The sequence below is a fragment of the Pseudomonas sp. C5pp genome, assembly GCF_000814065.1.
In the GTDB taxonomy this organism is placed as follows: domain Bacteria; phylum Pseudomonadota; class Gammaproteobacteria; order Pseudomonadales; family Pseudomonadaceae; genus Aquipseudomonas; species Aquipseudomonas asiatica.
The window spans coordinates 73,206-85,733 of sequence record NZ_JWLN01000015.1 but is presented as its reverse complement, the minus strand read 5'-3'; the positions used below and the strand labels follow the sequence as shown (position 1 = coordinate 85,733).

Below are 12,528 nucleotides of genomic sequence, written 5' to 3'. Positions count from 1 at the left end.
TGGTCCGGCCTTCACAGGATGCTCATTTCTTATTTGGACGGATCATTTGTCACGACGGTATTCACTGTCTTGCCTGAGTTCAACGGTGTTGTTCTCGAAGTGAACGTGTACGGTATGGTTGTAACCGCGTGACTGGATGCGTACTGCATCTTTCCAGCGGCCCTTGGAGTTATCGCCCAGGCGAGCAACGACGGCGATGTAGCGGGTGCGCTCGTTGATTTCTTCGTGTTCGATGAACTTGAACTGGCCAGGGGTCAGACGGTAGTCATCGATGCTGATCAGCGTGGTGCCCAGCGCTTTATCCAGGTCTTCTTCGACTTGCTCATAAGTGGCATCCAGCAACAACGAATCGTCACGGAGCTGAAGTACCTTGAAAACGATGGATGACGGGGCTTGGTGTTGTGATTGCAGGTCGAGTTCCTCAGGCAAACCGGTTTGGGGCGTTGCGTAACTGGCCAATGCCGCAGGCGCCTTCGGCCCGACGATGGCTTGCTCGCCCTCGACAGAAGCGGGGTAGTTGCGGTGCAGCTGCTCCGCCAGTGAGCTCAGCTTGTCAGTCAGCTCGACAGGACTTGTGGCGCTGAGGTTGGCCGCCAGCTGTTCCGGGTGGCCATGCAGCGGTATTTGTTCGCCTGAATCTGTCGGTTCGAGGCTGACAGGCGCAGGCGCGTCTGCGGCGTAGAGGCTCAGCGCCAGGTGGCTGATTTCATTGTTGGGGCCACCGACTGGCAAAGACGGATCCATCGCCACCTGGTAGATCTTGCTGATCGAAGTACAGCCACTGATCGCCAGGCAGGCCAGTAGCAAACCTACAGGCTTGTTCATTGCACCTCCTTGCCGAATATTTCGACTATGGCCGGGTCAACCCGGGCTTGTGCGGCCCTGTCCAGATAGGCCAACGGATCAAGCTCATCCACAGGCCCAGGCATTGAGGTTTGGAAAAATCCGGCGATATCCGTAATCGGTACGCCAAGTATCTGCAGCGGGCACATCTGCTGATTAACCCCCAGCTCGCAGAGTGGGTCTCTGCCGGTATGCGGCTCCGGCTCTACCTCGTCCTCGCCCAGGTGTATGGCAATCTGATAGTCACCCATCTGCAGTCTGTCGTTGTGCCTGAGGCGGATAGGCGTACCCGAAAGCAACTGGGAGTCACTGCCATTCATGAAACTCTTGCCGCTGTGGTCAATGATGCAGAAATGGCCTTCATGCCAGCCGATTTCACAGTGCACCGGCAGGATGCGAACGCCCCGATCATGCAGGCGCCAAGCACCTTGACTGCCGATGGTACCGCCAGCCCGATCGAAGCGATGCCGCGGTTCGCTGCCGTGCAAGAGTTTTTCCGGGTTGAGGACGGTGAGCGTGATGCTGGGGGAGAGAACATTTGTACTCATGTGCGTACCGTGAGGCGAACAGGGGGAGGCGTGGGGTCATTGCGGTTGGCGATGAAGCTTGTCCAACCGAGGTGGGTGCCATGCTCGGCCCGTAGGCTGAAAGGTGGGGCTTGCTCGGCGCACATGCGTAACTCCAGGTCATAGGCCCCGACATCACGGAGCAGGAATTCCACCAGCCGCGCCAGCCTCTGGTAGTTGTCACCGCTGGGCAGGAATTCGCGGAACTGCTGCTGATCCAGGCCTGCGATCACAATGGTGAACTTGCTGCTGCGTGACTCGATGCTGTCGCCAACCAGGAAGTTGTTGCCGAGTTGGTAGTTTCTGGCCCCCAGGCAGTTGCGTTGGGAAGTGGGAATGGACACGGTGCGCTTTTCGAATTCGCGGATGGCAACCTGCTGGAGGTCGAAACAATGCGCGATCATGCCGGCTACCATGCCGGGCGAGCGGCTGCGGCTGGCGATCATTCCCACGAAACTGAGCAAGCGGCTCCAGGGTAGCGGCGTACCGCCGCGGAGTGCTGAGTCGTCAAGGCCGATCAGGGCGAAGACATAGCGGGAGAAACCGTCCTTAGCGCCCGGTTGGAAGCGTACGTAGTAGCGGTACTTGCGCCATCCTTGATGGAGCAGGGTATGAAGGCGATGGTTGAAGAAATTGAGGAAAGCCGGGCGTAAACCGATGCCGTGTGCGTTTTCGTAGGCGATCTCGTCAAGGTAGTAAGTGGGCAGTGGCGAGTCTGTGCCATGCAGGCCCAGAAAGCTGGCCTGGATGCGGTAGCGGTCGTCCTTCAAGCGATCGGCGCGCAACACATCGGCAACAGGGAAAGACAGACTGGGGGACACTTCCAGCCGTAATCGGCGTCTCGTCTCTCGAGCAAGTGGGCGTTGTTCCAGATCGTCGTCGTGTACTTGATACAGCAATTCCAGTAGCTGGAAATAGGCGTACTGGTGGGCGCTTTCCAAAGCGATATCGACCTGGCCAGCGGCGTGCGGAACTACTGGTTTTTCCATGGTTGAGTCTCTTGCCGTAACTAACGGGTGCGAAGTGAATGCTGATCGTAGTCGATGGTTTCTGATTCAGGTCATTGTTTTCTCGTCTGAAAGTGGATATCGACCAATAAAAAGAACTTTCTGTAGGAAGTGTCTTTTTTTATTGGCACGGGGCTGTTTATATTGACTTTTCGGTAAGGCTTTCAGGGTCGTGGAATTAATAAGTTCATCGAGAGTTGAAGCTGGATACCGCTTTTCGAATAGAGTCGGAAATTGCTTTATCGAGGAAAACGACGAGTGTTCGTTCACACCGCGATGAACCTGCTATTCCTAAGAAGACCCCTGAACCCACCAAGGCCCGTCGATGCTGGTCATCGAGCAATTGCACAAATCATTCCCCACCCCCCAGGGCCCGCTTCCCGTGTTGCAGGGTGTCGACCTGCGCCTGGCGCGCGGCAGCAGCCTGGCGCTGATGGGCGAGTCGGGTAGTGGAAAGAGTACCTTGCTGCACCTGGTAGCCGGCCTGGACCGTGCCGACAGTGGCCGCATCCTGATCGACGACACCCCGCTCGACAGCCGTTCCGAGGCGTCGCTGGCGTTGTGGCGGCGGGAGGGCATCGGCCTGGTGTTCCAGCAGTACAACCTGATCAGCAGCCTGGACGTGGGGGCCAATCTTGCGTTCCAGGCCCGGCTGGCCGGTCGGCATGATCCCGATTGGCTGGCCTACCTGGCGCAGCGCCTGGGTTTGGCGGATTTGCTGGCGCGTTACCCGGAGCAATTGTCTGGCGGCCAGCAACAGCGGGTCGCCATCGGCCGCGCCCTGGCCGGGCGCCCGGCCTGGTTGCTGGCCGACGAACCCACCGGCAGCCTCGATGAAACCAGCAGCGATGAGGTGTTGAGCCTGCTGTTGCAGCTGGTCGCCGAGGCTGGCAGTGGGGTGCTGATGGTGACCCACAGCCCGCGGCTGGCAGCGCGCCTTCAGCAGCGTTGTTACCTGCAGGCCGGCCGCGTGCGGCCCGAGCAGGGCGGATGAGACTTCTATCGCTGGCCCTGCTGGCGCTGCTCAGCCACTGGCGGCGCCATCGCGTGCAGTTTTTCAGCATCTTCACCGGCCTGTGGCTGGCCACGGCGCTGTGGACCGGCGTGCAGGCGCTGAACAGCCAGGCACGCAGCGACTATGCCCGGGCCAGCGCGGTGCTGGCCGGGCCGTTGCAGGCGCAACTGGTGCCGCGCCGTGGCGAGCGCTTCGACCAGGCACTGTACGTGCAGTTGCGCAGGCTGGGCTGGGCGGTGACGCCGGTACTGGAAGGGCGCTTGCGCTTTGCTGGTGAGCCGGCGCGCAGCGTGCGGTTGATCGGCATCGAGCCGTTGAGCCTGCCGCCGGCCAGCAGCATCGCCGGTGTACAGCTCGGAACGTTCGATCTGCAGGCCTTTGTCGGCCTGCCCGGGCAAGCCTGGGTCGGGCCAGACACCTTGCGCCAGCTGAATGCAGGCCCCGGGGCGTCAGTACGCGACAGCGAAGGGCAGCTGCTGCCGCCGTTGGTTCTACAGCCAGCGCTGGCCCCAGGGGTGATCGTGGTCGATATCGGCCACGCCCAGGCGTTGCTGCATGCACCCGGGCAGTTGTCGCGCTTGCTGGTGGCTGCCACGCCGGGGCCATTGCCGGCGGACATCGCGCCTTACCTTGAGCTGCAACCCCGGCAGGACGATGGCGGCTTGCAGCGGCTGACCGACAGTTTCCACCTCAACCTGACAGCTCTTGGCCTGCTGGCGTTTGTCGTCGGCCTGTTCATTGCCCATGCCGCAATCGGTTTGGCACTGGAACAGCGGCGCGGCCTGATTCGCAACCTGCGCGCCTGTGGCATCAGCCTGCAAACCCTGCTGTGCGCCTTGGTGCTGGAACTGGGGCTGTTCGCGGTGCTGGGCGGTCTGGCCGGCGTGGCCAGTGGTTACGGGCTGGCCGCGTGGTTGCTGCCCGATGTGGCCGCCAGCTTGCGCGGCCTGTATGGCGCCCAGGTCGCCGGGGCGCTGAGCCTGCCCGCAGGGTGGTGGCTGATGGGCGTGCTGGTGAGCGTGCTGGGGGCGCTGCTGGCGGGTTTGGGTAGTGTACTGCGTGCGGCGCGGTTGCCGTTGCTGGCGCTGGCGCAACCTCAGGCATGGCGGTTGGCCCAGGGCCCCTGGCTGCGGCGCCAGGCCCTGGTGGCTGGCCTGTTGCTTTTGCTGGCCCTGGGCTGTGGCGTGCTGGGCGACAGCCTGCCCAGCGCGTTCGGCCTGCTGGCAGGCTTGCTGCTGGCGGCGGCGCTGCTGCTGCCGGCCTTGCTCGATCGGGTGCTGGCCTGGCTGGCGCGCCATTGCCGGCGGCCTTTGTCGCAATGGTTCATCGCCGACAGCCGCCAGCAATTGCCGGCCCTGAGCCTGGCGTTGATGGCACTGTTGCTGGCGCTGGCGGCCAGTGTCGGGGTGGGCAGCATGACCGAGGGCTTTCGCAAGACCTTTGTCGGCTGGCTTGACCTGCGCCTGTCCGCCGACCTGTATGTCACCCCAAGGGACACCGCCCAGGGCTTGCAGATAGCCGAGTGGCTTGGGCAGCAACCTTCGGTGAGTGTGGTGTTGCCCGGCTGGCGTGTGGAAACACAGCTGCAGGGCTGGCCGGTGCAGCTCCAGGGCATCGTCGATCATCCCGTCTATCGCACTCGCTGGCCATTGCTGGCGCAGCAAAAGCAGGCCTGGCAACAACTGGCCGCCGGGCAGGCCGTGATGCTCAGTGAACAGTTGGCCAGGCGACTGAAGCTGCAGCTGGGTGATCGCCTGAGGCTGCCCGCAGACACTTCGCCAGCCCTGAGTGTTGTGGGCATCTATGCCGATTACGGCAACCCCAAAGGGCACATGCTGGTCAATGCCGGCTGGCTGCGCGGGCATTGGCCACAGGCAACCCTGACCGGGTTGAGTGTCGATCTGGTGGGCGATCAGGCGTCGGCGCTCGAGGCTGCATTGCAACAGCGCTTCGCCCTGGACGACAGCCGCGTGGTCGAGCAGGCGCGTCTCAAACGCTGGTCGACCGACGTGTTCAACCGCACCTTCGCCGCCACCGCCGCGCTCAACAGCCTTACCCTTGGCGTGGCAGGCGTGGCGCTGTTCATCAACCTGCTGACCTTGGGCCAGACCCGCCTGGGCCAGTTGGCGCCGCTGTGGGCACTGGGTGTGCGGCGCACGCATCTGGTGTGGCTGAGCCTCGGGCAGACACTGCTGCTGAGCAGCCTTACCGTGCTGCTGGCGATTCCGCTGGGCATCCTGCTGGCCTGGTGCCTGGTCGCGGTGGTGAACGTGCAGGCATTCGGCTGGCGTTTGCCGCTCTACGTGTTCCCTGCGCAACTGCTGCACCTGGCGGTGCTGGGCATGCTTACCAGCCTGTTGGCCAGCGCGTGGCCCTTGTGGCAGCTGGCGCGTCGCCAGCCACGCGAACTGTTGAGGCCGTTTGCCGATGAAGCGTAGCGCCTGGCTGTTGCTGTGTGGGTTGCTGGGCGGCTGTGATCAGCCCGCCGAGCAAAGCTATGCCGGGCTCGGGCAGCAGGCGGGTGAATTCAGCCAGGTACGGCGCGGCCATCGCCTGGAATTTCCGCGTGACCACGGGGCACATGATGGCTTTCGCATCGAATGGTGGTATGTCACCGCCAACCTCCAGGACTTCCAGGGGCGGGACTGGGGCGCGCAGTGGACGCTGTTTCGCTCGGCCCTGCGCCCAGGCCCCGAGACTGCCGGCTGGAACAGCCCGAACCTGTGGATGGGGCACGCGGCGCTGACCGGCCCCGGAGGGCATCGGTCTGGCGAAACCTTGGCGCGCGGGGGTATCGGCCAGGCCGGTGTGCAGGCCCAGCCGTTCCGGGCGTGGATCAATGACTGGTCGTTGCAGGGCAGCAGTGGCATCGAGCACCTGCAAATGGTCGCCGGTGGTGACGGCTTTCGCTATGACCTGCAACTGCACAGCGATCGGCCCTTGGTGCTGCACGGGGACCAGGGCTACAGCGAGAAGTCCGGCAAGGGGCAGGCTTCGTACTATTACAGTCAGCCGTTCTATCGGGTGAGTGGGGAAGTGCAGCGTGACGGCCAGTGCATTGCCGTCACCGGCCGGGCCTGGCTGGACCGGGAATGGAGCAGCCAGCCGCTGGCTGCCGGGCAGACGGGGTGGGACTGGTTTTCCCTGCACCTGGACAGTGGCGCCAGGCTGATGCTGTTCCAGGTGCGCGAAGTGCAGGGGGAGGCGTATCGCGCCGGGACCTGGGTTGGCCCGCAGGGTGAAGTGGTGGTGCTGCAGGGGGCGCAGATCCAGCTACAGGCGCTGGCCTGGGCTCGGCAGAAGAACGGCAAGCAGGTGCCGACGCGATGGCGGGTGCAGGTGCCGGGGCATGGCGTGGATGTGCAGGTCGAGGCTGTGGAATCGCAGGCCTGGATGGATACACGATTCCCGTATTGGGAGGGGCCAGTGCGCTTGACCGGGAGTGCGGGTGGCCGTGGGTATCTGGAGATGACCGGCTATTAGCAATCCTGGGGTTCCTGAGTTTTCCTGGGGCTGCTTTGCAGCCCTTTCGCGACACAAGGCCGCTCCTACAGGGAATCGCGCCAACTTTTAAAATTTGAGCGAGACAGTTGACCGCACAGGTACTGCACAAGGCTTGAGGTCGATGCAGTCGAGGTGGGAGCTGGCTTGCCGGCGATGGGCCGCAACGCGGCCCCTGGGTTTCAATCTTTGATCAACCCTCGCAACACCGCTCGCGCTTCTTCAGCGCGCAAGCACTCGATGAACAACCGGGCCTCCCGCGCCACTGTCGCCTCGAGCTCGGCCCGCTGGCCGTCCTTGAGCAGCCGCTTGCTGATGCGCAGCGCCGCCTGCGGGTAACCTAGCAGCTGCCGTGCCAGGCGCCGGGCAGCTGCAAGGCACTGTTCACCGTCTTCATGCAGTTCATTGGCCAGCCCCCAGGCCACCATCCGTTCGCCATCAAGCAACTCGTTTGCCAGCAGCAGGCGAGCCGCCCGGGCATGGCCAAGCAAACGGGGCAGCAGCAGGCTGGAACCAAACTCCGGGCACACGCCCAACGGCGCGAAAGGGATGCGCAGCTTGGTCGTTCGGCTGACCAGCACCTGGTCGCAATGCAACAGCAGGGTGGCACCGATGCCGATCGCCGCGCCACTGACCGCGGCGATCAGCGGTTTGTCCAGGCCCATCACCACCCGCATCAGGCGGAACACCGGGCTGTCCAGGTCGGCAGGCGGGTTGTCGAGGAAGTCGCGCAAGTCATTGCCGGCGGTAAAGCACTGCGGTCCACCGGTGATGATGATAGCTTCGACATCAGGGTCTTCACCTGCCGCCAGCAGCAGGTCGCCAAGCTTTTGGTACATGGCGGTGTTCAAGGCATTGAGCTTGTCGGGGCGGTTGAAGGACAGGGTCAGCAGGCCCTGGTCCAGGTCACGTGTGATCAGGTCGTTCATGGCAGCCGTTTTTGTTGTTGTGGGCAAGATTGGCAAGGGTTTATCACGCAGTCCGGCTTGTTGTACAGTCGTTCAGTCCAGCCCCTAGCCCGAGAGCCGCCGATGAACCAGGAAGCCCGCTACCACCGCATGCTGCCGGAATTGCGCAAAGCCAACCTGGTCGAGGCGACCCTGGTATGCCTCAAGCGCCATGGCTTTCAGGGGGCGTCGATCCGCAAGATTTCGGCAGAAGCCGGGGTTTCGGTCGGGTTGATCAGCCATCACTACGCCGGCAAGGATGAGCTGGTGGCCGAAGCCTACATGGCGGTCACCGGTCGGGTGATGGGCCTGCTGCGCGAGGCCATGGCCCAGGCCGCGCCCAATGCTCGCGAGCGGCTGTCGGCATTCTTCCGTGCCTCGTTCTGCGCCGAGCTGCTCGACCCGCAGTTGCTCGACGCCTGGCTGGCGTTCTGGGGTGCGGTGAAGACCGCCGATGCGATCAATCAGGTGCATGACCATTCCTATGGTGAGTACCGCAATGAGCTGAGCGGGCTGCTGGCCACGCTGGCCGGGGAGGAGGGCTGGCAGGGCTTCGATGCCGACCTGGCAGCCATCAGCCTGAGCGCCTTGCTCGATGGCCTGTGGCTGGAGTCGGGGCTCAACCCCGGTACCTTTACCCCCGAGCAGGGCGTGCTGATCTGCGAGGCCTGGGTCGATGGCCTGCAGGCCGGTGGCCGGCGTCGCTTCAGCCTGCCGGAGGGCTGTTGATCGCCTGTTCAGTAACGAGTAGGCTGCTGTCGCGAGTGTGTAGAACAAACCAATAAAAAAAAGAGACGACACGCAATGACGCCTCGGGTATTGATCGTCGATGACGATCCGCTTATTCGTGACTTGCTGCAGGCCTATCTGTCCCAGGAAGGCTATGACGTGCACTGCGCCGACACCGCGGAAAAGGCCGAAGCCCTGCTCGGCAGCCAGGATGTCGACCTGGTGCTGCTGGACATCCGCCTGCCCGGCAAGGACGGCCTCACCCTGACCCGTGAGCTGCGGGTACGTTCGGAGGTCGGCATCATCCTCATCACCGGCCGCAACGACGATATCGACCGTATCGTCGGCCTGGAATGCGGCGCCGACGACTACGTGATCAAGCCGCTCAACCCCCGCGAACTGGTATCCCGCGCCAAGAACCTGATCCGCCGCGTGCGCCATGCCCGCGAGGTGCACCCGACGCCGGCCTGCGCGCAATCGCTGAAGCAGTTCGCCGACTGGGCGCTGGACACCGACCGCCGGCGCCTGATCGACGCCCGAGGCGGGCAAACCCTGCTGACCCATGGCGAGTTCCAGTTGCTCAGCGTGTTCCTGCGCAACAGCGGCCACACCCTCAGCCGCGACCAGTTGATGGACCAGATCCGCAACCGCGAGTGGGTGCCCAACGACCGATCCATCGACGTGCTGGTCGGCCGCCTGCGGCGCAAGCTGCACGACGACCCGGCCGAGCCCCAGCTGATCATCACCATCCACGGCACCGGCTACCTGTTCACCGCCAGCGTGGCGGCATGACCCGCAGTGCCTGGGTGCTGGCCTTGGCATTGTTCGCCGTGCAAGCCAGTGCAAAGCAGCCGGTGCGCTATTGCGATTACCCGGTGTACCCGCCGATTTCCTGGAGTGATGGCCACCAGGTACGCGGCCTGGCCCCCACCGTGGTGCGAGAGCTGTTTGCGCGCATGGGCTACGAAGTGCAGACCGTGGTGCTGGGCAACTGGAAGCGCTGCCTGATGGACGCCGCCGCCGGGCGGGTGGATGTGGTGCTGGCCTACAACAGCGACCAGCGTGACCAACGCATGCGCTTTTCCACGGTGCCGGTGGTGCGCGAGGAAGTGGCGGTGTTCTACAACCGCCTGCGGCCGGTGCAGTTCCAGCGCCTGGAAGACCTGGCCAGTTACCGCGGCGGCCTGCTGTACGGCGAAAGCTACGGCGCCGACTTCGACCGCTTCGTCGCCCGCCACCAGAACATCGAACGGGTTTCGTCCAGCCAGCAGAACTTCGGCAAGCTGATCCGTGGGCGCATCGACTACGTGATCCAGGAGCGGCGCACCGGCCAGCTGTTCATCGAACACCTGCCCGGGGCGCAGGACATCCGCGTATTGCCCACGGCCCTGAGCGTGGACTACCTGCGCGTCGCGATATCACGGCAATCGCCCTTGAGCCAGCATATGGACGAAATAGACGCGCAGTTGCTGCGCATGAACCAGGCCGGCGAGATCGAGCGCTGGCTGGAGCAGAGCGAAGTGACCTACCGCGACATGGTCAACCTGCCGGCGGACTCCCGATGATCCGCCTGCGCACCGATGGCTTGCTGCGCCGCCTGCTGCTGTTCATCCTGCTGTTCAGCCTGTGCTTTACCGTGCTGGCCAGCTCGGTGCAGCTGTACTTCGAATACCGCCGCGAGATGCGCGATATCGAGGCGCGCATGGCGCTGATCCGCGCCGGTTACCTGGCCAGCCTGGAGCGCAGCCTGTGGGACCTGGACGAGGCACAGCTGGATACACAACTGCGCGGCCTGGTGGACTTTTCCGATGTCGCCCGGGTGCGTCTGGTCAGTGACGATTTCCAGATGCTGCGCGGCGTCGCCGAGCCCAAGGGGCCGCTGCGCATCGAACGCTTCGCCCTTGATTACCAGCCGCCCTCGGGGCCGGCCAGGCATCTGGGCGAGCTGGAAGTGAGCATCGACCTGGGCGCGGTGCACCGACGGCTGTATGCCACTGGCCTTGCCAGCCTGCTGTGGATGGGCGTGTTCCTGTGTGGCCTGGCGGTGGCGCTGTCGGGGCTGTTCTACCGCCTGGTCACCCGCCACCTGCAAGTGATGGCCGAGTTCGCCCGGCGTATTGGCGGCGGCCAATGGCAGGAACCGTTGCGCCTGGGGCGCCGGCCATCAACGCGCCCGGACGAGATCGACACCGTGGCCAATGCCCTGGATGACATGCGCCGCGCCATCCTCAGTGACATCGAACGCCGCGAGCGCGACCGCCTGGCGCTGCAGGACAAGCGCGACGAACTGCAGGCCATGGTCGAGCGGCGTACCGCCAGCCTGGCCCGGGCCAAGGACGAGGCCGAAGCCGCCAACCTGGCCAAGTCACGCTTCCTGGCGACCATGAGCCATGAGCTGCGTACCCCGCTCAACGGCATTCTCGGCATGGCCGAGCTGCTGCGCGGCGGCCGGCTGGAGGCGGCCGACCGCCAGCGCGTCGAGGCCTTGTACAAGGCCGGCGAGGGGTTGCTGGCGATTCTCAACGAGGTGCTGTATTTCGCCCGGCTCGAGGAGGGCGAGAGCCGCGCCGAGCTGGTCGGTTTTTCGCTACGCCAGTTGTGCCAGGAAGTGCTGGCGCTGCTCGAACCCATGGCCCGGGACAATGGCGACACCCTGCAACTGGATATCGACGAGCAATTGGCCGATTACCAGCACGGTGCCGAACAGTACCTGCGCCAGGTGCTCAGCAACCTGCTGGCCAATGCCATCAAGTTCACCGAACAGGGGCAAGTGCGGCTTGCGGTGCAGGTACTGGCCAGTGACCAGGGCTCGCAGCGCCTGCGGGTGTCGGTCAGCGACAATGGCATCGGCATCGAGCCGGCTGTGCAGGCCAGGGTCTTCGACCGCTTCGTCCAGGCCAGCGAGGCAGTGGCCCGGCGCTACGGCGGCACCGGCCTGGGCCTGGCGATCTGCAAGCACCTGGTGGAAAAACTGGGGGGCTGCATTGGCCTGGACAGCGTGCAGGGGCAGGGCAGTCGCTTCTGGTTCGAACTCGACATGGCCCGCGGGCAGCCAGTGCTGGCCAGTTCACCAGCCCCGTCGCCCATGGCCAGCCTGGACATCTTGGTGGTCGAAGACGTGGCACTGAACCGCGAGGTGGCCGGTGGGTTGCTGTTGCGCGATGGCCACCGGGTGAGCTTTGCAGAAGACGCCGTGCAAGCCTTGCAGGCCTGCGCACAGCGGCGCTTCGACCTGATCCTGCTCGACGTGCATCTGCCCGGCATGAGCGGGGTGGAGCTGTGCCGGCAACTGCGTGCCACGCCCGGGCCGAACCGCCATAGCCGGGTCCTGGCACTGACGGCTGGCGTGCAGCCGGGGCAAGTCCCAGGCTACCTGGATGCCGGCATGCAGGGAGTGCTGGCCAAGCCCCTGCGGCTGGACAACCTGCGCCAGGCGCTGGCCGAAGCGGCGCCTGCTGAAGTGGCTGGCGTCGACTCGACAATGGACTGGTCGTTGCTGGACACCCACCGCTCGCTGCTGGGTGAACAGAAGCTGCAAGGCCTGTTGAAGGTGCTGCGCCAGTCGCTGGAACATCACGCCACGGCGTTGGCCGAGGCGCTGCCGGCCCAGGACTTTACCGAAGTGCTGCACCTGGCCCACCGCCTGGCCGGCAGTTGCGATTCCCTGGGCTTTTGTGGGCTGGCTGCGCTGTTGCGTCGCCTTGAGGACGCTGCCCGGCAGCATGACGAACAGGCATTGAAAGCGCTCGACGCGCCGCTGGCCAACGAGCTTGCCCAGGCCCGCGCCACCCTGGAACAGTTGATCCAGAGCTGACGTACAAAAACCTTACGACTTTTTACATCTTCGATCCGTTCGTTCAACGGCACCTTACATCCGTTTCCAATAATCCAAGGCAACCGTGTTGCACGCGGTCCATGAG

Annotated in this window: 11 protein-coding genes; 7 read left to right on the top strand and 4 right to left on the bottom strand. The window is 64.2% G+C overall.

Features of this window, described 5'->3' with window-relative positions; genetic code table 11:
• Positions 1–42: 42 nt before the first annotated feature.
• From tssJ to tssG, 3 genes are read right to left on the bottom strand one after another with little or no spacing between them, the layout of a single operon-like run.
• Positions 43–825, bottom strand: a complete 783-nt coding sequence (gene tssJ, locus RR51_RS14455; protein WP_039613908.1) for a type VI secretion system lipoprotein TssJ — start codon at positions 823–825, stop codon at positions 43–45.
• A complete protein-coding gene (locus RR51_RS14450; protein WP_039613907.1) occupies positions 822–1,391 on the bottom strand; it encodes an FHA domain-containing protein in 570 nt (189 codons plus the stop codon). The genes tssJ and RR51_RS14450 overlap by 4 nt, the downstream gene beginning before the upstream one ends.
• Positions 1,388–2,398: a type VI secretion system baseplate subunit TssG gene (gene tssG, locus RR51_RS14445; protein WP_039613906.1), complete on the bottom strand. Its 1,011-nt coding sequence runs from the start codon at positions 2,396–2,398 to the stop codon at positions 1,388–1,390. Before tssG ends, RR51_RS14450 begins: the two co-directional genes overlap by 4 nt.
• A gap of 343 nt (positions 2,399–2,741) precedes the next feature.
• Here tssG and RR51_RS14440 point away from each other — a divergent pair, with 343 nt between their 5' ends.
• Genes RR51_RS14440 through RR51_RS14430 form a run of 3 tightly spaced genes read left to right on the top strand, consistent with a single transcriptional unit; the run spans position 2,742 to position 6,914 of the window.
• Positions 2,742–3,410 (top strand): ABC transporter ATP-binding protein, encoded by a 669-nt coding sequence (locus tag RR51_RS14440; protein WP_039613905.1) that lies wholly within the window; start codon positions 2,742–2,744, stop codon positions 3,408–3,410.
• Positions 3,407–5,869 carry an ABC transporter permease gene (locus RR51_RS14435; RefSeq protein WP_039613904.1) on the top strand — a complete coding sequence of 821 codons (2,463 nt, stop codon included), beginning with the start codon at positions 3,407–3,409 and terminating at the stop codon, positions 5,867–5,869. The genes RR51_RS14440 and RR51_RS14435 overlap by 4 nt, the downstream gene beginning before the upstream one ends.
• Positions 5,859–6,914, top strand: coding sequence for a lipocalin-like domain-containing protein (locus RR51_RS14430; RefSeq protein WP_039613903.1), 1,056 nt, complete (start codon positions 5,859–5,861; stop codon positions 6,912–6,914). Before RR51_RS14435 ends, RR51_RS14430 begins: the two co-directional genes overlap by 11 nt.
• A gap of 200 nt (positions 6,915–7,114) precedes the next feature.
• Here the strand turns inward: RR51_RS14430 and RR51_RS14425 are convergent, their stop codons facing one another.
• Entirely contained in the window at positions 7,115–7,861 is a 747-nt protein-coding gene (locus RR51_RS14425) for an enoyl-CoA hydratase (protein ID WP_039613902.1), read from the bottom strand.
• A 102-nt stretch (positions 7,862–7,963) separates the two neighbouring features.
• On the opposite strand from RR51_RS14425, the gene RR51_RS14420 reads away from it, so the two are divergent.
• From RR51_RS14420 to RR51_RS14405, 4 genes are all read left to right on the top strand, one after another.
• Positions 7,964–8,608 (top strand): TetR family transcriptional regulator C-terminal domain-containing protein, encoded by a 645-nt coding sequence (locus RR51_RS14420; RefSeq protein WP_015270774.1) that lies wholly within the window; start codon positions 7,964–7,966, stop codon positions 8,606–8,608.
• 75 nt (positions 8,609–8,683) lie between these two features.
• Positions 8,684–9,400: a response regulator gene (locus RR51_RS14415; protein ID WP_015270773.1), complete on the top strand. Its 717-nt coding sequence runs from the start codon at positions 8,684–8,686 to the stop codon at positions 9,398–9,400.
• On the top strand, positions 9,397–10,173 hold the full coding sequence (locus RR51_RS14410) for a substrate-binding periplasmic protein (protein ID WP_039613901.1): 777 nt from the start codon (positions 9,397–9,399) through the stop codon (positions 10,171–10,173). Before RR51_RS14415 ends, RR51_RS14410 begins: the two co-directional genes overlap by 4 nt.
• Positions 10,170–12,422: a hybrid sensor histidine kinase/response regulator gene (locus RR51_RS14405; RefSeq protein ID WP_039613900.1), complete on the top strand. Its 2,253-nt coding sequence runs from the start codon at positions 10,170–10,172 to the stop codon at positions 12,420–12,422. The genes RR51_RS14410 and RR51_RS14405 overlap by 4 nt, the downstream gene beginning before the upstream one ends.
• The last annotated feature ends 106 nt before the right edge of the window (positions 12,423–12,528 follow it).